Below are 19,692 nucleotides of genomic sequence, written 5' to 3' on the forward strand. Positions count from 1 at the left end.
TAGGACAGCGAAGGATTTTGCTTTAGATCCAATTGTCGTTAGATCTCAGGTCCAATTTACTCAGCAGCTTTTGCGAGCAACGATGGATTGTTAAACTGCTCCATCATGTGCTGGCGCTGTTTGTGGAAACTATCGACAGCTTTTTCTTTCACATGACCATAACCGCGAACCTTCATTGGTAGTTCTGCGATTTCAACGGCAATGGCGTAGTTGTCTTCGTTCAGGCCATCCAAAAGTTTTGTCAGATCACCTTCAAATTCTTGAATGAGGCGGCGCTCTTCTTTGCGCTCTTCCAAATATCCAAACGGGTCAAAGGGCGTGCCGCGCAGGAACTTGAATTTTGAAAGATGTTTAAAGGCTTTCAGCATCCAAGGTCCATATTCAGATTTCACCATGTGACCTGTATTTGCGTCTTTTTTGGCAAATAGAGGTGGTGCCAGATTGAACTTTAGGGTGTAATCCCCCTCCATCATCTGTTCAACCCGCTTGGTGAAGCTGGTGTCCGCATAAAGACGTGCAACTTCATACTCATCCTTGTAGGCCATCAGCTTGAACAGGGACTTGGCAACGGCTTCTGTTAGTGCTTTGTCATCGCCAAACTGCTCATCTTTAGAGATCACTTTGTTTAAAAGATCACGATAGCGTTTTGCGTAAGCCGCATTTTGGTAATCTGTTAAAAATGCTTCTCTGCGGGCGATCATTTCATCCAGATTTTCCGTTGGTGGAGTGATGAATTTTGGCCCTGACAAACGGTTTACTTCTTCTAAGACGCCCTCTGGATCAAACGCCATCTTACGTCCCCAAGCAAAGGCCTGTTTGTTGAAGTCGATAGCTACACCGTTAAGTTCAATGGCTTTCAGCAAAGCTTCCATGGAAAGCGGAATAAAACCTTTCTGGAAGGCATACCCGACCATAAACAGGTTCGTCGCAATGGAGTCGCCCATTAGTGTCGTTGCAATCTCGTTGGCATCTACAAGGTGACATGCCTGATCACCAACCGCATCTTTAATGGTCTGGATCGTATCAGCAACCGGGAAAGGGGCATCCGGGTTCAGTGTGAAGTCCATTGTTGGCGCTGGATGTGCGTTTACCACTGCGTTTGCAACACCGCGATCCAGTTTTGCAAGAGAATCGTAGGATCCTGCAACCACCATGTCACAACCGATCAGAAGGTCTGCACGGCCCGCTGGAATGCGAACGGCGCTGATATTTTCTGGCTCAGGTGCAATGTGAACGTGGCTGGTCACTGCACCGCCTTTTTGGGCGAGGCCAGCCTGATCCAGAACCGTGACGCCTTTACCTTCCAAATGTGCCGCCATTGACATCAGTGCACCGATGGTCACAACACCTGTACCACCAATACCAGTGATCAGAATGCGATACGGGTTTTTAAGCTCAATGGGTTGCGGCATTGGCAGATCCGCCGATGGATCTGCATTTTCACTTCCTGCAGGTTTGCGAAGTTCACCGCCTTCGATGGTGACAAAGCTAGGGCAGAAACCGTTCACACAGGAAAAGTCCTTGTTACATGTGGATTGGTTGATGATCCGTTTGCGGCCAAACTCAGTTTCCAGCGGTTCCACAGAGATACAGTTGGACTGAACTGAACAGTCACCGCACCCTTCACAGACAAGATCGTTGATGATCACGCGTTTCGCTGGGTCCGGGAACTGCCCCCGTTTACGACGACGGCGTTTCTCAGCTGCGCATGTCTGATCGTAGAGGAGAATGGTAACTCCTTCGATTTCACGAAGTTCTTTTTGGACAGCATCCAGATCATCGCGGTGATCAAAAGTCGTGCCTTTTGGCCATTCAATATCAGAGCTGTATTTGTTTGGCTCGTCGGAAACCACTTTGATTTTCTTGACACCTTCACCAGCAACCTGCTGGGCGATTTGCCATGGTGTCAGTTGGTCATCAAGTGGCTGGCCACCTGTCATGGCAACGGCATCGTTGTATAGAATTTTGTATGTGATGTTGGCTTTTGCCGCAATCGCCTGACGAATAGCAAGCAAGCCGGAGTGATGATACGTGCCATCACCAAGGTTTGCAAAGATATGCGTTTCGTCTGTGAAATGTTGCTGACCAACCCAAGGGACACCTTCGCCGCCCATCTGGGTAAACTCGGTGGTCTTACGATCCATCCACGTCACCATATAGTGACAACCAATGCCGGCAACAGCACGGCTGCCATCTGGAACAACAGTTGAGCGGTTATGCGGGCAACCCGAACAGTAGAAAGGTGTACGGGTTAGCTTCGCAGGAGTTTGATTGAGTTGCTCTTCTTTTCGGTCCAGAAATTTCAAGCGGTTCTGGATGGATTCAGAAGTGTAGAACTTATCAATACGGGCGGCGATAACACGAGCAACACTTGCAGGAGTTAGTTCCCCAGCTGAAGAAAAAATAACATTTCCAAGATCATCGAATTTACCAATTATCCTAGGACGCACAGCCGTATCCCAGTTGTAAAGCTGTTCCTTCATCTGGTTTTCAACAAGCGCGCGCTTTTCTTCGACGACCAGAACCTCTTCCAGCCCTTCAGCAAACTGACGGATACCAGTAGGGTCCATTGGCCAAGGCATCCCAACTTTATAAACGGTAAGTCCAATATCTGCAGCTTGAGCATCGTCAATACCAAGGTCACGAAGGGCCTGACGGACATCCAGGTAGGCTTTACCTGTAGTGACAATACCAAAACGGCGTTTTGGCGAATCCATGACGACCTTATCAAGGCCGTTCACCCGGGCAAATTCCCGGGCAGCATAGATTTTATGTTTGGTGAGGCGTTCTTCCTGCTCGAACCGGTTATCATTTGGTCGAATGTTGAGGCCGCCTGCTGGAAGCTCAATATCTGGAAGTTTCACATTGACGCGATCTGGTCCTACATAAACGGACGCGCCGCCTTCGATGGTTTCTGAAATACACTTAAAACCAACCCAAAGGCCTGAATAGCGGGACATCGCAATGCCAAGAAGACCATAATCCAGAACTTCCTGAACACTGGCAGGATGCAATACTGGCATCATCCAACTCATGAAGCCATGTTCACTTTGGTGCGCAACGGTAGACGATACGATTCCGTGGTCATCACCTGCGAGCGCCAATACACCGCCAAACTTAGATGTGCCATTGGAGTTTGCGTGGCGGAACACATCACCAGTCCGGTCAACACCTGGGCCTTTGCCGTACCACATGCTGAAGACGCCATCATACTGGGCTCCTTTGTACATGTTCAGCTGCTGGCTACCCCATACAGCTGTTGCAGCCAGATCTTCATTGATCCCGGGTTCAAAATGGATGTCATTCTCTTTCAGGTATGGGCGAATTTTCCAAAGCGCCTGATCGTACCCACCCAAAGGAGAGCCACGGTAACCTGAAATAAAACCTGCAGTATTCAGACCAGCGGCACGATCCCGCTCTTTCTGCATCAAGGGTAAGCGAACCAGAGCCTGAATACCGGTCAGGAAAACACGACCTTCTTCCAGCTTGTACTTGTCATCCAGCGAGACGTTAGCAAGCGCCATAACATCAACTCCCAAAGCTCAGATTTGTATTATGTAATATATGAAAAATAGCACCATTTTCAATTAAGGTCAACATTGCTGACATTTCGAAAGAAAATTACTCGTAATAAAATTTTGACTTTTGCGTGGAATAAGGGTTTCTGAATAGAAAATTCATCTCAATTATCACGGAAAAACGATGGCAATTCTCGTTACAGGTGCAGCAGGGTTCGTAGGAATGCATGTCTGCGAATATCTTTTGCGCGCCGGTGAGGTCGTGGTTGGGGTGGATAATTTGACGGATTACTATGATGTCCGGTTGAAGGAAGCTCGCTTAGGGCGGATTCAAGAATATGAAAACTTCAGTTTCCACAAAATTGATATCAGCGATTCTGAGACCTTTCTAACGGAAATGAACACGATACCGGACATTAGCAAAGTGGCCCATATGGCGGCTCAGGCTGGTGTCCGATACAGTTTGGAAAATCCGTTTTCTTATGCACGATCCAATCTGGATGGTTTCCTCACTATTCTTGAATATTGCCGTCATAACAAGAAGCTGGAGCATTTGGTTTATGCAAGTTCCAGCTCTGTTTATGGGGGGAACAAGGTTCTTCCCTATTCGACAGATCAACAGGTGGATCATCCGGTCTCCCTGTATGCGGCGACAAAGAAATCCAATGAATTGATGGCTCACTCCTATAGCCATTTATATCGTTTTCCGACCACAGGTCTTCGGTTCTTTACCGTTTACGGACCGTGGGGGCGGCCTGATATGGCTTACTGGTCATTTACAGAAGCCCTGCTTGCTGGAAAGACACTAAAGATATTTAACAATGGGGAAATGAAGCGCGACTTTACCTATATTGACGATATTGTCAGTGGGGTTGTAAAGGTGCTAAGTAACCCACCAAAAGACGAAGGCGAGAGCGGCGCGCCCTACCGGATTTACAATATTGGAAACCATCGTTCCGAGCCTTTAATGGAACTGGTCCATAATCTGGAAAAGGCCTTGAACGTGACAGCCAATCTGGAGTTTCTACCCATGCAACCGGGTGATGTTAAGGAAACTTTTGCAGATATTGATCCATTATCACGGGATGTTGGTTATGCCCCGACAACGAAATTGTCTGACGGTATTCCCAAATTTGTGGAATGGTACAAAACATATTTTAAGGACAAGTTCTGATGTCATTGCCATTTGATGTGAAGCAGATACAGCATATCATCGACACCGGTATCCCGCATTGTTCGGATATCGGCATTAAACTGGAAGAAATTGATGGTTCCGCTGTTGTTATGCGATTGCCATATGATACACGCTTTGTTGGAAATCCTGTATCAGGGGTCTTGCATGGCGGAATTATCACCACACTGATTGATACTGCGTCCGGCATGTGTGTTTATGCAAAAAAACAGGCATATCTTCCAATTGCGACATTGGATCTCAGGATTGATTATCTAAAAGCCGCGGAACCAGAACGTGATGTTTTGACGCGTGCAGAATGTTATCGTCTTACCAGACAGATTGCTTTTGTAAAAGCGGTTGCTTATCACGATGATGTGGAAGATCCGATCGCAAATAGCGTAAGTACTTTTATGCTGCAATCCACCCCAACACCGCCCCTCAGCGAAATGACAAAGAAGGTGGGTTAATCATGGCGACAGTTGATCAAGAAAAATTCCTGAACGCGATTTTGGAAGCTAAAGCCAATAACGATTATGCTTCCATCGCTGATTCCATTCCGTATCTAAAATATCTAGGGATGACCGTTGAAGAGGATGAAAACGGTCAGATGATCTGCCATCTTCCTCAAAATAAAAAATTCACAGGAAACCCTGTACTTCCTGCGATCCATGGCGGGGTTGTCGGTGCATTTATGGAGAGTACCGCACTGATCCATGTGATTGTCAGTCAGGACATAAAAACACTTCCTAAAATTATCACATTTACAACAGATTATCTCCGCTCTGCCAAGGTAACTGATCTCTATGCAGAGGCTGTGATCACAAAACCTGGTCGCCGCGTGATGAATATTCGCGTGCGTGCCTGGCAGGATGATCGCAGCAAGCCGGTTGCCACAGCAAATGCGAACTTTCTTGTGAGTGAATAAAAACTACATATCTATAAATCTCCGACACATGATGGAGCGAAAAATCAATGTCTGAACAGGGATTAGCAAATCTGCCTGAGTGGGATTTGTCCGACCTATATCCGGGGCGCGATAGCACGGAACTTAAAACTGACCTTTCAAGCGCTGCGGATGACGCTGGTGTTTTCCAAGAAGAGTTTAAAGGAAAACTGGGGTCACTGGACGGTGAAGCGCTTGGCGCTGCAATTGTCCGCTATGAACAAATCGAAGAGGTTTTGGGACGGATTATGTCATACGCCTACCTTGTGTATGCGGGGGACATGGCAGACCCGGAAATCGGTAAGTTTTTCCAGAACTTGCAGGAGAAGGTCAATGACATCTCCACTGATTTGTTGTTCTTTACGCTGGAAATAAATAAGCTGGAAGAAGACGCACTTCAGAAGGCGTATGAGGCTTCAAGCCTTCTTCAAAAATACCAGCCTTGGGTTGAGAATATCCGTGTGCTCAAGCCATATCAGCTGGATGACAATATCGAAAAACTCCTTCACGAAAAGTCGGTTTCCGGACGCGGCTCCTGGGTTCGTTTGTTTGACGAAACCATGGCGGGGTTGAAGTTTGATCTTGATGGTCAGCAATTGGCATCACAGGAAGTTTTGCATCTGCTGTCGGACAAGGATGGTGCTGTCCGCAAAAAAGCCGCGAAAAGCCTTGGTAAGGTTTTCGCTGAAAATGTCCGTCTTTTCGCTCTGATCACCAATACCCTAGCAAAAGATAAATCCATTGAAGATGAATGGCGGAAAGCTGAAAGCCCGATGACCATGCGGCACTTGTCCAATCAAGTTGAAGCAGAAGTTGTTGAAGCATTGACGGATGCAGTGAAAGCCTCCTATCCGAAACTTTCTCATCGCTATTACAAGCTCAAAGCCAAGTGGATGGGGCAGGAGAAACTGGATTACTGGGATCGTAATGCGCCACTCCCGGAAGATGATGATCGCCTGATCACATGGGATGAGGCGCGGGACACAGTGCTTGAAGCTTACGGTCGTTTTTCACCCGAGCTTGCGACAATGGGTCAGGAGTTTTTTGACAAACCCTGGATTGATGCCTCGGTTCGCCCAGGAAAATCACCGGGTGCTTTCGCCCATCCAACGGTTCCAAGTGCCCACCCGTATCTGCTGGTAAATTATCAGGGTAAAGTCCGTGATGTGATGACACTTGCTCATGAGCTTGGGCATGGAGTGCATCAGGTTTTGGCCGCGCCTCAAGGGGCGCTTTTGTCGGACACACCGCTCACACTTGCGGAAACGGCCAGCGTCTTTGGGGAACAACTTACCTTCCGGGCATTGCTTGAAAAAGAGACAGATCCAACCCGTCGCCGTGTCATGTTGGCCGGTAAGGTTGAGGATATGATCAACACGGTTGTACGCCAAATTGCCTTCTACGAGTTTGAAGTTCGCCTGCATAAGGCGCGCCGCAAAGAAGAACTTTCACCGGATCAAATCGGTGAGATTTGGATGGATGTTCAAAAAGAAAGTCTGGGCCCAGCCATTAAAATGCATGATGAGTATCAGTATTTCTGGTCCTACATTCCACATTTCATCCATTCACCCTTTTATGTCTATGCCTACGCCTTTGGTGATTGTCTGGTAAATGCCCTTTATGCGGTTTATCAGGATAGTAATGAAGGTTTCCAGGCCAAATATTTTGATATGCTTCGTGCTGGTGGAACGTTGCGTCACAAAGAACTTCTAGCCCCATTTGGGCTGGATGCCTCTGATCCTTCCTTCTGGTCAAAAGGTCTTGGCGTCATAGAAGGATTTATCGATGAGTTGGAGGAATTATAAGCTCTAACATCTTAGGATAAGAACATTTACGAGCCCGGTTCTGTTGTAAACAGAGCCGGGTTTTTCTATGGCTATTTTCGGATTAACTACATTTTGTTGCCCTGATCGCTGGTTTTGCTATATTGCGATGCAACGTGGAGATTAACTTTATTAAAGGTAGAGGAAATATGCAGGAACACGGCAACATGAATATTGAAGCTCAGCAAAGCTCTTATGCATCCTTTGTTAAGCTGACAACATGGGGCACAATTTTAGCCGCAGCCATCACAGTTGTGGTGGTACTGGTCATTACCTGATTTAAGGTTTGATCTTTCACCGCTTTCAGGCGCAGTTGAAAGCGGTACTTTTTGTTTGACGTAGACAGGGGCGTCAGCAAACCCACTTAAAACATATAACGATAAGAGGATCTAATATGCAGATCGCTATCCCGAAGGAGTTGAGGGAACACGAAAAACGTGTTGCAGCATCTCCGGAGACTGTAAAGAAGTTTGTGGGTCTGGGAGCTGAAGTCGTAGTAGAGACGGGGGCAGGTCGCCTCAGTACCTTCTCCGACCAGGAATATATCGACGCAGGTGCGAAAATCGCCGGAGATGCCGCAGCAACTCTGAAAGACGCCGATGTAATCTTGAAAGTGCAGCGCCCTTTGACCGAGGCCGAAGGCGGGCCAGATGAACTATCCCTGATGAAAAAAGGGGCAACCCTGATTTCTGTACTGGCACCTGTTCAGAATCCTGATCAGGTGAAGGCGTATGCCGATGCCGGTATTGAAGCCCACGCAATGGAACTTGTACCGCGTATCAGCCGTGCACAGTCCATGGACGTTCTTTCTTCCCAATCCAACCTTGCGGGCTATAAAGCGGTTATTGATGCCGCTGCTGAGTATGGCAAGGCGATGCCAATGATGATGACGGCGGCGGGTACAATTGCACCTGCTAAAGCCTTTATCATGGGTGTTGGTGTTGCGGGCCTTCAGGCTATTGCGACAGCCAAGCGCCTGGGTGCCGTTGTAACGGCGACCGACGTGCGTGCGGCAACTAAAGAACAGGTGGAAAGCCTTGGTGGTAAATTCATCATGGTTGAAAGTGATGAAAGCGGTGACGGTGAAGGCGGTTACGCCAAGGAAATGTCCGATGAATATAAGAAAAAACAGGCAGAGCTTGTTTTTGAACATATCAAAAAGCAGGACATCGTCATTACAACGGCCCTTATTCCGGGGCGCGAAGCACCTATTCTGATCTCAGATGAAATGCTCGCGGTTATGAAGCCGGGCTCAGTAATTATCGACCTTGCTGTTGAAGCTGGCGGTAACGTGACGCAGTCTAAAGTCGGCGAAATCGTTGTCACAGATAACGGTGTGAAAATCGTTGGTCACATTAACGTTCCAAGCCGCCTGGCAAGTGACGCATCCAGCCTTTATGCCAAAAATCTTTTCAATTTCCTGCAGCCTATGATCAATAAAGAAAATGGTGCGCTGGAAATGAATTGGGAAGATGAAATTATCCTGGGTACGGGCCTCACACGTGATGGAAAAGTTGTCCATCCACTTCTGACTGAAGGGGGGAATTAATCATGGAATCAGTAGATCCTACAGTTTTCCGGTTGGCAATTTTCGTTCTTGCGATCTTTGTCGGCTACTACGTGGTCTGGAGCGTGACACCCGCCCTGCATACCCCACTGATGGCGGTTACAAACGCCATTTCGTCTGTGATTATCGTTGGTGCATTGATCGCGGCCGGTCCGGCTGAGGTTAATCTTGCTAAAATCTTTGGCTTCGTTGCCATCGTTTTGGCCTCGGTAAACATTTTTGGTGGCTTCCTTGTGACGCAACGGATGCTCGCCATGTACAAGAAAAAACAGAAATAAGGGGGGCGAGACGTGTCAGCTAATTTAACGGCGCTTGCCTATCTGGTTTCCGCTATTCTTTTCGTTTTGTCCCTTCGCGGACTGTCTTCTCCTGAGAGCTCCCGCCGTGGTAACTTGATGGGTATGCTGGGTATGGGGATTGCCATCGTCGTGACCATTCTGAACCCAACGGTTTTGTCATATGAATGGATTATCGGCGGTATTGTTGTTGGTGGTGCCATCGGTGCAGTTATTGCGCAGCGTATTGCCATGACAGCCATGCCACAGCTTGTGGCGGCCTTCCACTCACTAGTTGGTCTGGCAGCGGTTCTCGTGGCTGCAGCGGCTTTCTACAACCCGGAAGCTTATGGTATTGTCGGCGAAGGCGGCGAACTTACTGTTCTCAGCCGTATTGAGATGGCCATCGGTATCGTTGTTGGTGCCATTACCTTCTCAGGCTCCGTGATTGCATTTACCAAGTTGCAGGGCCTTGTGTCAGGTAACCCGGTTGTCTTCCCAGGTCAGCATATGTTGAACCTTCTGATTGGTGTGACGATCGTTGGTTTGATCATCTGGTTCTGTATTGATCTGAACCCAACTATCTTCTGGGGAATGACAGCATTGGCTTTCCTGATCGGTTTCCTGATCATCATTCCAATTGGTGGTGCGGATATGCCGGTGGTTGTGTCCATGCTGAACTCCTATTCTGGTTGGGCGGCAGCAGGTATCGGCTTTACCCTTGAAAACACCGCGTTGATCATTGTGGGTGCTCTCGTGGGCTCCTCTGGTGCGATCCTCTCTTACATCATGTGTAAGGCGATGAACCGCTCCTTCTTCAGCGTTATCCTTGGTGGTTTCGGTGGTGATGATGCGGCGGCTTCAGGTGGTCAACAGGTTGACCGTCCTTACAAAGCAGGTTCCGCTGATGACGCGGCCTTCATTATGAAGAACGCGGGTAAAGTGATCATCGTTCCAGGTTACGGCCTTGCTGTGGCGCAAGCTCAGCACGCGCTTCGTGAAATGGTGGACGAGCTTAAAGCCGAAGGTGTTGAAGTGGCTTACGCCATTCACCCGGTTGCGGGCCGTATGCCAGGTCACATGAACGTTCTTCTGGCCGAAGCAAATGTGCCATATGATGAAGTGTTCGAACTGGAAGAGATCAACTCTGACTTTACAACTGCCGATGTGGCGCTTGTGGTAGGTGCGAACGACGTGACCAACCCAGCCGCCCGTGATGATCCGCAAAGCCCGATTTACGGTATGCCGATCCTCGACGTGGATAAAGCCGGAACCGTTCTTTTCGTAAAACGTTCCATGTCTTCCGGTTATGCCGGTATCGACAACGAACTGTTCTACAAAGACAACACAATGATGCTTCTGGCCGACGCCAAGAAGATGGTGGAAGATGTGGTGAAAGCCCTCTAATCCACCGGTCATTACGATCTAACGAAGCCGCCGCAGGTCAAACTGCGGCGGCTTTTTTTATGCATAAAAACCATCTGAACTAGGCAGGATTGAAGCTGTCCTGTAAATAGAAGAAAGCCCATGTAGTATTTAATGAAGGAGCCTTCTGTGTCTGATCTAGTCCGTGAATTGCAAAAAATCGTTGGGGAGGCTCATGTTCTGACGGGGGAGGAGATAACTGACAGGCACAGCCCATATTGCCACGAAGCTTATGATGCTGGATTGCTGGTGCGTCCCGAAACTGTTGAAGAGGTGTCTGCTGTTTGTAAGGCAGCGAAGGACGCCGGTGTTGCGCTGGTCCCTCATGGTGGTCTCACCGGGTTGGTTGAGGGAACTGTTAGTCACGCTGGTGATGTGATCATCAGTTTTGAGCGCATGAACAAAGTTCTGCGGCTTGATCCCGACCAAATGGTGATGGTGGTAGAAGCTGGGGTGACCCTTCAAAACGCGATTGAGGCTGCGGCTGAGGTTGGGATGATGCCTGGCGTTGATATTCCCTCCCGCGGCTCCGCGACCATTGGCGGCATGACATCGACAAATGCGGGCGGTGTTCGTGTTCTTCGCTATGGGATGATGCGGGAAAATATTCTGGGGCTGGAAGCCGTCCTTTCGGATGGAACCATTATTTCCTCCCTCAATACGTTGATGAAAAATAACGCAGGTTTTGACCTCAAACAGTTGTTCATTGGCAGCGAAGGGAAAATGGGGTTGGTGACTAAGGTTGCCCTTAAACTCCATCCAAAGCCTGCGAAAGAAGACACGGCGCTGGTCGCTACAAACAGTTTCGAAGATTTGGTAAAGCTTCTGGGTAGGGCGCGGACCGCACTTGGGTCTGACCTTTTGTCATTTGAGGCGATGTGGGCGGATTATTATCGGGTGACAACGGGGCAGCCGGGATTTGGGGCGGTGCCGTTGCCATATGATTATCCGCTTTATGGAATCATAGAAACAGCGGCCGATGTCGACAGAGAGGATAGCCGCCTTCAATCCTTCCTGGAAAAAGCGTTTGAAGATGAATTGGTTGTTGATGCTGTCTTCGCAAACTCAGTCGCGGAACAGCAGCGTATCTGGCGATCCCGCGAGGATAGCGATGCCTTGATGGGAAGTTTCCCTGTCAGTTTGACTTATGATATCGGGTTCGAGCTTAAAGACATGGATGCTTACGCCAAGGAACTGACCTCCAATATTAACGAAGCGTATCCGCAAGTTTCCATTTTCTTCTTTGGCCATATGGGGGACGGGAACCTTCACATTATGGTGGGGGCCGATCAGGAGACAGGCGCAAAGAGGGAGAGCATTGATCAAATTGTGTATGCATGTGCTGCGGACTACCAAAACAGCACATTGTCGGCGGAACATGGTATTGGCCTTGAGAAAAAAGCCTTTCTTCACACATCAAGGTCCCCGGAAGAGATTGCCTTGATGCATCAACTGGTGAAGGCGATGGGCGGGAACATCAATGCCGGTAAAGTTATTTAACTGCTTTGTGCCGTAGGTGTCTGCTTTTGACGGTCAGCTTTACCGCTGGCCCGTCCACCTAGCACATATCCAGCGATGCCGCTTAATATGGTGATGACGGCTTCCCCTTCGATAATTTTCAGAAGGGCCAGGAAGGTGACGGCGACAATGATCAAAACGATTGTCGCCAATTTAGGGATTTCTGTTCGCTCGATGATTTTTGCAAGGCTTTCACCGGACAAACGGTGACCCTTGAAGGTAATCCAGACGATTACCATGGCGACCATGAAGACAGTAAAGGCGATGGTGGTGTACATGACCATCTGCCGAATGAAATCGAGTGTAATTTCCATCTGAACCCCTCCAGAGTATTTCATGATAAAATGATATACAGAAAGCGGAAGTTCAGCGAGTTGAATTTACACAAACACCGAAAGCCGCTATCTGGCGAACCAGAGCGGCTTTGAGAATCTTCTTTTAAGGGAAATCCCTTAAGGGAAGTGGCTTAACCTTCGCGCAGTGCGCGTTTACGAGCCAGTTTGCGAGCGCGGCGAATTGCTTCAGCCTTTTGGCGAGCGCGCTTCTCGGATGGCTTTTCGTATGCGCCACGGAGTTTCAGCTCACGGAAGATACCTTCGCGTTGCATTTTCTTTTTCAGGGCGCGAAGCGCTTGGTCGACATTGTTGTCGCGAACATGTACCTGCACAGTAACAGTGCTCCTATCTAGTAATGTGGTTAAGTCAGTTCACAAAGTGGCGTGTCTAGTAACACGGCAGGGCACACTTGTGAAGGCGTAATCCAAGAAAAATATGGAAAACGCGAAAATGAAGGGTCAATATAGCACATCAGAGCGATTATAGGGACCAAAAAATGACAGCAATGCCCATCCTGAAAATGGGAAACCCGAAACTTAGGGAAAAGGCCCGTCCAATTGAGTTACCCATTCCCCATGAGATTCGGGATTTGGTGGAGGTGATGAAGGAGAGTATGGCAGCCGCGGGTGGTGTGGGACTGGCAGCACCGCAGATCGGTATTTCCAAGCAACTTGTGATCTTTTCGGTACCCGAAGCGCGTATGAAGCAAGAGGATGGCAATGACGCACTTGGGATAGACCAAACGGTGCTCATTAATCCTGTCATCGAGCCTTTAAGTAATGAGCAGGTGAAAGGCTGGGAAGGGTGCTTGTCTGTACCGGGGCTTAGAGGTCTCGTCCCGCGATACACCCATATCCGGTATTCTGGGTATGATCTGGATGGCAACAAAATGACAAGAGAGGCAAAAGGCTTTCATGCACGCGTTGTTCAACATGAGTGCGACCATTTGACCGGAATATTATATCTGGAACGCATGACAGATATGACTGAACTGGTGTATGAAAGTGAAATGAAGACCTATATGGAGAACTATGGTCTGAATAATGATTAATGAGGTTAGAAATGCTGTCTGATCAGGAACAGAGACAACGTCTGCTGGATGCGACGCTTCCCCACGTCATGTTTGATGGCTGGTCAGCGAAGGCTATGAAAGAAGCAGCTAAAGACCTTGGTGAGGATTACTTTACCTTCGAGCGCTATTTTCCGGGCGGGCCAATTGATCTGATTAGCTTCTTTGTCGAGCAGGCTGATGACAAAATGGAAGAAGAACTGATCAAGAGAGATGTTCTTTCCATGAAGATCAGGGACCGTATTACGCTCGCCGTTCGGCTTCGCCTTGAAATGTATACCCCGTACCGTGAAGAAATTCGCAAAGCACTGACCTTGCTTGCTTTGCCTCAAAATACGGCCAAAGGGATTAAACTTACTGCGGAAACTGTAAGTCGCATGTGGTACGCAACAGGCGATACCTCAACTGACTATAATTATTATACAAAACGCATGACACTTTCTGCTGTCTATAGTTCAACTCTGCTTTATTGGTTGGATGATCACTCAGAGAATTTTGAACAGACTTGGGAGTTTCTGGATCGACGTATTGAAAATGCCATGCAGTTTGAAACGGCGAAGTTCAAGGCCAAACAGTTCTTTTCAAAGAAGCCTGCTGGGCCTGATATTTTTTCTCCGGCCCGCTTTATGAGACATCTTCGGGTGCGGTAACGCTGCTTCGCCTAAACCAATAATAACAATAAAGGGAGGCGTAAATGCTTCAAAACAAGGTTATCCTGATTACGGATGCGACGCATTTTCTTGGAAAGCCAGGAACTTCGGTTTTAATCCGCGAAGGGGCAACTGTTTATGCACAGGATGCAAGCTTTACGAATGATGGCGCCCGCGCTGATTACGAAAAGCTGGTGCCAGGTGTTAAAACATTAACCGAACAGATCCCGGAAGATGTGGTAGCCAAGGTTGTTGAGTTGGAAGGCCATCTTGATGTGATGGTCAACAACGACGCTTACCCTGCTGTGAAATCTTCAATTGATGAGGCGGATGTGGAAGAGTTTCGCCGTGCTCTGGATGGCTTGCTCGTCCGTGGTTTTAGTTATGCAAAGCTCGCCAGTGCTCAGATGAAGAAGCAGGGCCACGGGAAAATCCTGTTTATCTCTTCCGCTGTTCCTAAACATGGTTTACCGAATTATTCCATGTATGTAGCGGGAAGGGGCGGTGCGAACGCGCTGGCGGTGTCTTTGGCTAAAGAATTGGGGCCATTTGGCATCCGAGTAAATGCGTTGGCGCCAAATTTCATTGAAAGTCCGACTTATTTTCCGAAAGAACTTCTGGAAAATGAGGAAATATACAAGAAGATCACTAAGCCCATTCCCCTTGGTCGCCTAGGAAAACCTGAGGAGGCTGGTGAGTATCTTGCGTTCCTGTCCTCTGACAAATCTGATTATATCACAGGACAGGTTTTGTATTTTGCAGGTGGTTGGGCTTAATATCAGCCCAATTCATTTATGCTGTTGGCAGGGTATCCAAGGAAAAGAGGCGCGTGACATGACCCATTTTGCGGCCGGCACGCGCTTCCGCTTTGCCGTACATATGTAGACTCATGTCTGGATGAGCTAAAATTTCCTGCCAATGTTCTACATCATCCCCGATCAAGTTGCGCATTACAGCGTTTGAGTGACGTTCTGGGTTGCCCAGTGGCAAACCCGCCGCGGCGCGAATACTTTGTTTGAACTGGCTAGTAGCGCAGGCTTCAATTGTCCAATGACCGGAATTATGGGGGCGCGGCGCCATTTCATTAACCAGAACACTCCCATCGGCGGTCACAAACATCTCAACAGCAATCAAGCCGACAAGTTCCAGTCGATCTGCGATACGCTGAGCGAGGTCCTCGGCATGTTCGGAAACACTTTCCAAAATGTTCGCAGGGGCAAGTGTAATGTCCAGAATGTGGTTCTTGTGAATATTCTCAACCGGGACATAGCTTTGAACATTGCCGTTGATATCGCGAGCGGCAATCACAGAAATCTCTAACTCGAACGGGACAAATCCTTCCAGAATTGAAGGTTGTTCGCCAACCTGTTTCCACGCTTCGTCAATTTCTGTCGCGCTGTCGATTTTTACCTGACCTTTGCCGTCATACCCGAAGCGGCGGGTTTTCAATATGCAGGGGGTACCAATCCGCTCAATTCCTTTTTGCAGATCTTCAAGACTTTCAACATTGCAGAATTGGGCCGTTCCAGCCCCAAGGCTATTCAGGAAAGTTTTTTCTACAAACCGGTCCTGGGTGATTTCCAGAACTTTTCTGCCAGGGCGAACTGGGACTTTGCTTTCGAGAAAACTAAGCGTTTCGCTTGGGATGTTTTCAAATTCCAAAGTGACCACATCCACATCCTCAGCAAATGCGTCGAGGGCCTGTTGGTCAGTATAGGGGGCAACGGTCATCTTTGTGCAGATTTGCGCAGCTGGCCCGTCTGCATCCTGACCAAACACATGGGTTTTGTAACCCAATTCAGCGGCAGCGATTGCCATCATCCGTCCAAGTTGTCCATCGCCTAGAATTCCGATGGTTCCGCCAGGGGCAACTGTGGTCATTTATTTATCCTTCAGGATTGTCGACAGGAATTTCTGCTACAGCACTTGTTTGCTTTTCACGCCATGCGTCAATTGCTTTGGCGATCTCATCGTCATGTAATGCTAGAATTTGTGCAGCAAAGAGGGCCGCGTTGATGGCACCTGCTTTACCAATGGCCAGTGTTCCGACAGGAACCCCGCCCGGCATTTGAACGATTGAAAGAAGACTATCCATCCCTTTAAGGGCTTTGCTTTCAACTGGAACACCCAATACTGGAACAGGTGTCATTGAAGCTGTCATGCCGGGGAGGTGAGCTGCCCCACCTGCACCTGCAATAATGGCTTTCAGTCCGCGTTCCTTTGCTGACTTTGCATAGTCATATAAACGATCTGGTGTTCTATGGGCGGAGACAATTCTGCTTTCGAACTTCACACCCAATTCTTCGAGTGTGTCAGCGGCATGTTTCATGATCGGCCAGTCAGACTGACTGCCCATGATAATTCCAACATCTACTTTTTCATTTGTCATCGCTGAAATAGGCCCCAAATCATATGTAATATCGGTCGCGCGGATTATATGCGGGTGCCGCTAATAATCAAGGAAAGCGTGAAAGTGACACTTTTTGTTTAAATTTTAGATTTTTGGATAGCTGTTTTGTAATTCTTTAAGAAATGCCGTACAAGATTCCGAAGATAGTATTCTTTTCAGGTTAGCTTATGAAAATCGGACCAACCGGCCGTCCCACTGTAACGGCGCCAACACGTAAAACCAGCCCGTCTGCTGCCAGCGCAGCATACTCAGGTGTGTCTGCGCCAAGGCAAATTCAGGATACCAGTTCTGTAATGGGTATTCCTGAGACTGAATTTACGCCGAAAGTGAAAGAAGCCATCATGACATTGATGGCGGAAGTGGACAATCTCCGTCAAAATATCGAAGGTCTGAACAAGCGCCTTGAAGAAGCAGAACGCCTCGCCGATCAGGATGCTTTGCTTCCCATTTACAATCGACGTGCTTTCGTGCGTGAATTGACACGTATTCAGGCCTCCGTCGAACGTTACGGGGAACATGCCAGCCTGATCTATATCGACCTTAATGGTTTTAAAGGCGTGAATGACAATTTTGGCCATCAGGCCGGTGACTATGTGTTGGGTGAATTTGCAAACCGTCTTGTTCGCAGCGTTCGTGAAACGGACGTTGTTGGCCGTTTGGGCGGCGATGAATTTGGTCTAATTCTGTCCCAGACGACAGTTGACTCTGCAATGGTATTGGCGTCACGGTTGCCGCAACATCTGGAGGCCAACCCTATTTTTTGGGAAGGACAGAAGATGGATGTAGGGATGGCTTATGGTGTGGTGGCTATTGAGGCTGGCGTGCATCCGGAAGAAGCGCTTACAGAAGCAGACAGCAAAATGTATGCGCAGAAGAAAATTTCCAAACAACAAAGAGAAAGCTGACGTTTCTTGAGCTTACTGATCAGGCAATAATGTCTGGGGTCAGTGCATTTTCTGTCAGGAAAATCTGGTCTTTTAAGGTCAGTTTTCGTTTTTTCAGCCGTTGTAGCTGCAGGCTATTGTAATTTCCCGAATTGATAAGCGCATCAATGGCGATGTCTAGGTCCCGGTGCTCTGTCTTTAATTCAGCAAGACGCTGCCGCAGGGCTTCCTGTTCATCAATCACTGTCATTTAATTACGATCCTAAATCCTGGCTGTTCAGCCGCAATGAGCTCTGTGCTCTTTTATCGGAAGGTGCGTATTATATCACTTAATGACTGTTCAAACTACCTTTTTGCATCTTAAATAGTGTTCGGTTTTGCGAACATTTTAAGCGGGAGTACCTTTATGTCAGAACGACAGTCTTTCTGGGATTTTGCCTGTGAAGTATATGACAATCCATCTGTTCAAAAGGTATGTTTGGAACTTCAAAATGAAGAAAGTTTGGATGTAAATTGCCTTCTTTTTTGCCTATGGATCGCTGCGAGTGGGAGAGGGATCTGCGAAGATAGGTTTTGGGCAGATCTGGTGTCGAAATGCGATCTTTGGCAAAAAGAAATATTGGCACCACTTCGTGCGGTTAGAGACTCATTGAGATCCAAAAGTTTTTTGACGCAGGATTTTTCCAGTAGTGAATTGCGCACGGGCATATTGGAAAAAGAACTAGTTGCTGAAAAACACCAAATTCTGTGGATGGAGTCTCAGCATTCAGCGGAAATAGAAAAACATGAAGCTTTCACGGCGGAAGAATGTCTGCAAGCCTACTTAGACGCACTGCCATTTAGAATAACAGCCGCGGGGCGGAAGAAAGTTTTGTCTCTCTCAACGATCGGTTTTTAGCCCTGCCCACCGTTCTGCCAGGTTATTCTCAAATTGCAGCAGATCCAGAACCCGGCCAACAGTGTGGGTGACCATCTCGTCTATGCTTTTGGGGTGGGTGTAAAAGGCTGGTACAGGCGGAGCAATAATAGCTCCCATATCTGACAGATTTGCCAAGTTTCTTAAATGGCCGCTGTGAAGAGGAGTTTCACGAAGCATTAGGACGAGCTTTCGGCGCTCTTTCAAGGCGACATCAGCGGCACGTGTTAAGAGGCTGCTTGTTGTACCTGTTGCAATTTCAGACATTGTCCTGACGGAGCAGGGGGCAATTACCATTCCAGCGTTTTGAAAAGAACCGGAGGCAATAGCGGCACCAATATCCGCCGACTTGTATGTTTCCGTTGCCAGTTCCCTCAGTTTGGATGCGGGTTCGCCAGTTTCATGCAAAATGGTAATTTCAGCAGCTCTACTGATTACCAGATGAGTATCGATATCTAAATCGAGACAAGCTTCAAGTAGTCGTTTTCCATAGATAGCACCCGAAGCACCTGATATTCCTATAATAAGTTTCCGGTTGTTACTCATAGCTTGCCATATTTTGAAAAAAAATTTCGTTTGATGCGTTGATTTATATCATTTTGCTTCATATTTGTGTAACATACACTTTTGTAAGGCCGAGTTATCGGCTCCCACAATACCTTTCTAGAGGAGACATGAAATGAGCACAACTGAGTATGTTGCCCAGCTGACTGAAAAACATCACCGCCTAGATGAAGAAATTCGTTCAGAAATGAACCACCCGGCGGCAGATCAGCTTCATATCTCAGAGCTTAAGAAAGAGAAACTCCGACTTAAGGAGAAAATAAGGGAGCTTTCACCGCATTAACTTGAGCAAACAGGTTTGTTCATTAAAGCGCCAGCAAATTTCTGGCGCTTTTTTTGTGTGAAGTCTCAAGTTGTTTCTTCTAATGCATGAAATTTAATCGAAAAAATTGAGCGGTTGGTCAGAAACTGAGCGTGTTTTATGAACTAAATGAGCAAAGTTATTGAAACAGCGTCAAAAATGAAAAAAATGAAAAAGGTCAAGTGATTTTTTTGCGAAAAAAAATCTACAACTTGTTGACGGGTGGCCCCTCCTTCTACAATATATAGTGGTTCCGGCGCGCTGTGCGGGGGTGCTGGAGCTTACAACTAAATTACTGCGAATATTGAATTTTTAGCCCT

The 19,692-nt window shown here is 47.8% G+C and carries 21 protein-coding genes and 1 pseudogene; 15 read left to right on the plus strand and 7 right to left on the minus strand.

Annotated elements, in window-relative coordinates; all coding sequences use genetic code 11:
• Window positions 1–56: 56 nt before the first annotated feature.
• Window positions 57–3,524 carry an indolepyruvate ferredoxin oxidoreductase family protein gene (locus GUA87_RS15510; RefSeq protein ID WP_193717533.1) on the minus strand — a complete coding sequence of 1,156 codons (3,468 nt, stop codon included), beginning with the start codon at window positions 3,522–3,524 and terminating at the stop codon, window positions 57–59.
• 178 nt (window positions 3,525–3,702) lie between these two features.
• On the opposite strand from GUA87_RS15510, the gene GUA87_RS15515 reads away from it, so the two are divergent.
• From GUA87_RS15515 to GUA87_RS15555, 9 genes and pseudogenes are all read left to right on the plus strand, one after another.
• Window positions 3,703–4,692, plus strand: coding sequence for an NAD-dependent epimerase/dehydratase family protein (locus GUA87_RS15515; protein ID WP_193717534.1), 990 nt, complete (start codon window positions 3,703–3,705; stop codon window positions 4,690–4,692).
• Window positions 4,692–5,159 carry a PaaI family thioesterase gene (locus GUA87_RS15520; protein ID WP_193717535.1) on the plus strand — a complete coding sequence of 156 codons (468 nt, stop codon included), beginning with the start codon at window positions 4,692–4,694 and terminating at the stop codon, window positions 5,157–5,159. The genes GUA87_RS15515 and GUA87_RS15520 overlap by 1 nt, the downstream gene beginning before the upstream one ends.
• A gap of 2 nt (window positions 5,160–5,161) precedes the next feature.
• A complete protein-coding gene (locus GUA87_RS15525; protein ID WP_193717536.1) occupies window positions 5,162–5,617 on the plus strand; it encodes a PaaI family thioesterase in 456 nt (151 codons plus the stop codon).
• A gap of 47 nt (window positions 5,618–5,664) precedes the next feature.
• Window positions 5,665–7,440, plus strand: a complete 1,776-nt coding sequence (locus GUA87_RS15530; protein ID WP_193717537.1) for a M3 family oligoendopeptidase — start codon at window positions 5,665–5,667, stop codon at window positions 7,438–7,440.
• A 167-nt stretch (window positions 7,441–7,607) separates the two neighbouring features.
• Entirely contained in the window at window positions 7,608–7,736 is a 129-nt protein-coding gene (locus GUA87_RS15535; protein WP_193717538.1) for an aa3-type cytochrome c oxidase subunit IV, read from the plus strand.
• 116 nt (window positions 7,737–7,852) lie between these two features.
• Window positions 7,853–9,007, plus strand: coding sequence for a Re/Si-specific NAD(P)(+) transhydrogenase subunit alpha (locus GUA87_RS15540; protein ID WP_193717539.1), 1,155 nt, complete (start codon window positions 7,853–7,855; stop codon window positions 9,005–9,007).
• 8 nt (window positions 9,008–9,015) lie between these two features.
• Window positions 9,016–9,303: pseudogene (locus GUA87_RS15545) on the plus strand (NAD(P) transhydrogenase subunit alpha); the annotation flags it as partial.
• Window positions 9,304–9,315: 12 nt separating this feature from the next.
• On the plus strand, window positions 9,316–10,707 hold the full coding sequence (locus GUA87_RS15550) for an NAD(P)(+) transhydrogenase (Re/Si-specific) subunit beta (protein WP_193717541.1): 1,392 nt from the start codon (window positions 9,316–9,318) through the stop codon (window positions 10,705–10,707).
• A 147-nt stretch (window positions 10,708–10,854) separates the two neighbouring features.
• Complete coding sequence (locus GUA87_RS15555; RefSeq protein ID WP_193717542.1) at window positions 10,855–12,225, plus strand: FAD-binding oxidoreductase; 1,371 nt, start codon at window positions 10,855–10,857, stop codon at window positions 12,223–12,225.
• On the opposite strand, the gene GUA87_RS15560 is transcribed toward GUA87_RS15555, so the two are convergent.
• Complete coding sequence (locus tag GUA87_RS15560; protein ID WP_193717543.1) at window positions 12,222–12,557, minus strand: hypothetical protein; 336 nt, start codon at window positions 12,555–12,557, stop codon at window positions 12,222–12,224. The genes GUA87_RS15555 and GUA87_RS15560 overlap by 4 nt on opposite strands.
• Before the next feature lie 152 nt (window positions 12,558–12,709).
• Entirely contained in the window at window positions 12,710–12,910 is a 201-nt protein-coding gene (rpsU, locus tag GUA87_RS15565) for a 30S ribosomal protein S21 (RefSeq protein WP_037493599.1), read from the minus strand.
• A gap of 164 nt (window positions 12,911–13,074) precedes the next feature.
• Between rpsU and def the strand changes: the two genes are divergently transcribed.
• Genes def through GUA87_RS15580 form a run of 3 tightly spaced genes read left to right on the plus strand, consistent with a single transcriptional unit; the run spans window position 13,075 to window position 15,073 of the window.
• Window positions 13,075–13,629 (plus strand): peptide deformylase, encoded by a 555-nt coding sequence (gene def / locus GUA87_RS15570; RefSeq protein ID WP_193717544.1) that lies wholly within the window; start codon window positions 13,075–13,077, stop codon window positions 13,627–13,629.
• Window positions 13,630–13,640: 11 nt separating this feature from the next.
• Window positions 13,641–14,297, plus strand: coding sequence for a COQ9 family protein (locus GUA87_RS15575; RefSeq protein WP_193717545.1), 657 nt, complete (start codon window positions 13,641–13,643; stop codon window positions 14,295–14,297).
• Between the two features lie 44 nt (window positions 14,298–14,341).
• Entirely contained in the window at window positions 14,342–15,073 is a 732-nt protein-coding gene (locus GUA87_RS15580) for an SDR family oxidoreductase (RefSeq protein ID WP_193717546.1), read from the plus strand.
• Between the two features lie 16 nt (window positions 15,074–15,089).
• Here GUA87_RS15580 and GUA87_RS15585 read toward each other — a convergent pair whose 3' ends face one another.
• Window positions 15,090–16,178, minus strand: coding sequence for a 5-(carboxyamino)imidazole ribonucleotide synthase (locus tag GUA87_RS15585; RefSeq protein WP_193717547.1), 1,089 nt, complete (start codon window positions 16,176–16,178; stop codon window positions 15,090–15,092).
• Window positions 16,179–16,182: 4 nt separating this feature from the next.
• Window positions 16,183–16,686 (minus strand): 5-(carboxyamino)imidazole ribonucleotide mutase, encoded by a 504-nt coding sequence (gene purE / locus GUA87_RS15590; RefSeq protein WP_193717548.1) that lies wholly within the window; start codon window positions 16,684–16,686, stop codon window positions 16,183–16,185.
• A 188-nt stretch (window positions 16,687–16,874) separates the two neighbouring features.
• Between purE and GUA87_RS15595 the strand changes: the two genes are divergently transcribed.
• On the plus strand, window positions 16,875–17,612 hold the full coding sequence (locus GUA87_RS15595; protein ID WP_227712093.1) for a GGDEF domain-containing protein: 738 nt from the start codon (window positions 16,875–16,877) through the stop codon (window positions 17,610–17,612).
• Between the two features lie 19 nt (window positions 17,613–17,631).
• Here the strand turns inward: GUA87_RS15595 and GUA87_RS15600 are convergent, their stop codons facing one another.
• A complete protein-coding gene (locus GUA87_RS15600; RefSeq protein WP_193717549.1) occupies window positions 17,632–17,841 on the minus strand; it encodes a YdcH family protein in 210 nt (69 codons plus the stop codon).
• Window positions 17,842–17,958: 117 nt separating this feature from the next.
• Between GUA87_RS15600 and GUA87_RS15605 the strand changes: the two genes are divergently transcribed.
• On the plus strand, window positions 17,959–18,489 hold the full coding sequence (locus tag GUA87_RS15605; protein WP_193717550.1) for a TIGR02444 family protein: 531 nt from the start codon (window positions 17,959–17,961) through the stop codon (window positions 18,487–18,489).
• On the opposite strand, the gene GUA87_RS15610 is transcribed toward GUA87_RS15605, so the two are convergent.
• Complete coding sequence (locus GUA87_RS15610; protein ID WP_193717551.1) at window positions 18,472–19,053, minus strand: UbiX family flavin prenyltransferase; 582 nt, start codon at window positions 19,051–19,053, stop codon at window positions 18,472–18,474. The two genes, GUA87_RS15605 and GUA87_RS15610, sit on opposite strands and share 18 nt — an antisense overlap.
• Before the next feature lie 133 nt (window positions 19,054–19,186).
• On the opposite strand from GUA87_RS15610, the gene GUA87_RS15615 reads away from it, so the two are divergent.
• Entirely contained in the window at window positions 19,187–19,354 is a 168-nt protein-coding gene (locus GUA87_RS15615) for a DUF465 domain-containing protein (protein ID WP_193717552.1), read from the plus strand.
• Window positions 19,355–19,692: the final 338 nt, after the last annotated feature.

Source organism: Sneathiella sp. P13V-1, assembly GCF_015143595.1.
Classification (GTDB): domain Bacteria; phylum Pseudomonadota; class Alphaproteobacteria; order Sneathiellales; family Sneathiellaceae; genus Sneathiella.

What these genes read in the sequence shown, in the direction of transcription:
- GUA87_RS15595 (WP_227712093.1), top strand. Translation starts at nt 16,875, where the DNA reads ATGAAAATCGGACCAACCGGCCGTCCCACTGTAACGGCGCCAACACGT.
- GUA87_RS15510 (WP_193717533.1), bottom strand. Translation starts at nt 3,524, where the DNA reads ATGGCGCTTGCTAACGTCTCGCTGGATGACAAGTACAAGCTGGAAGAA.
- def (WP_193717544.1), top strand. Translation starts at nt 13,075, where the DNA reads ATGACAGCAATGCCCATCCTGAAAATGGGAAACCCGAAACTTAGGGAA.
- GUA87_RS15530 (WP_193717537.1), top strand. Translation starts at nt 5,665, where the DNA reads ATGTCTGAACAGGGATTAGCAAATCTGCCTGAGTGGGATTTGTCCGAC.
- GUA87_RS15525 (WP_193717536.1), top strand. Translation starts at nt 5,162, where the DNA reads ATGGCGACAGTTGATCAAGAAAAATTCCTGAACGCGATTTTGGAAGCT.
- GUA87_RS15615 (WP_193717552.1), top strand. Translation starts at nt 19,187, where the DNA reads ATGAGCACAACTGAGTATGTTGCCCAGCTGACTGAAAAACATCACCGC.
- GUA87_RS15610 (WP_193717551.1), bottom strand. Translation starts at nt 19,053, where the DNA reads ATGAGTAACAACCGGAAACTTATTATAGGAATATCAGGTGCTTCGGGT.
- GUA87_RS15575 (WP_193717545.1), top strand. Translation starts at nt 13,641, where the DNA reads ATGCTGTCTGATCAGGAACAGAGACAACGTCTGCTGGATGCGACGCTT.
- GUA87_RS15540 (WP_193717539.1), top strand. Translation starts at nt 7,853, where the DNA reads ATGCAGATCGCTATCCCGAAGGAGTTGAGGGAACACGAAAAACGTGTT.
- GUA87_RS15515 (WP_193717534.1), top strand. Translation starts at nt 3,703, where the DNA reads ATGGCAATTCTCGTTACAGGTGCAGCAGGGTTCGTAGGAATGCATGTC.
- GUA87_RS15520 (WP_193717535.1), top strand. Translation starts at nt 4,692, where the DNA reads ATGTCATTGCCATTTGATGTGAAGCAGATACAGCATATCATCGACACC.
- GUA87_RS15585 (WP_193717547.1), bottom strand. Translation starts at nt 16,178, where the DNA reads ATGACCACAGTTGCCCCTGGCGGAACCATCGGAATTCTAGGCGATGGA.
- GUA87_RS15600 (WP_193717549.1), bottom strand. Translation starts at nt 17,841, where the DNA reads ATGACAGTGATTGATGAACAGGAAGCCCTGCGGCAGCGTCTTGCTGAA.
- GUA87_RS15580 (WP_193717546.1), top strand. Translation starts at nt 14,342, where the DNA reads ATGCTTCAAAACAAGGTTATCCTGATTACGGATGCGACGCATTTTCTT.
- GUA87_RS15560 (WP_193717543.1), bottom strand. Translation starts at nt 12,557, where the DNA reads ATGGAAATTACACTCGATTTCATTCGGCAGATGGTCATGTACACCACC.
- purE (WP_193717548.1), bottom strand. Translation starts at nt 16,686, where the DNA reads ATGACAAATGAAAAAGTAGATGTTGGAATTATCATGGGCAGTCAGTCT.
- GUA87_RS15535 (WP_193717538.1), top strand. Translation starts at nt 7,608, where the DNA reads ATGCAGGAACACGGCAACATGAATATTGAAGCTCAGCAAAGCTCTTAT.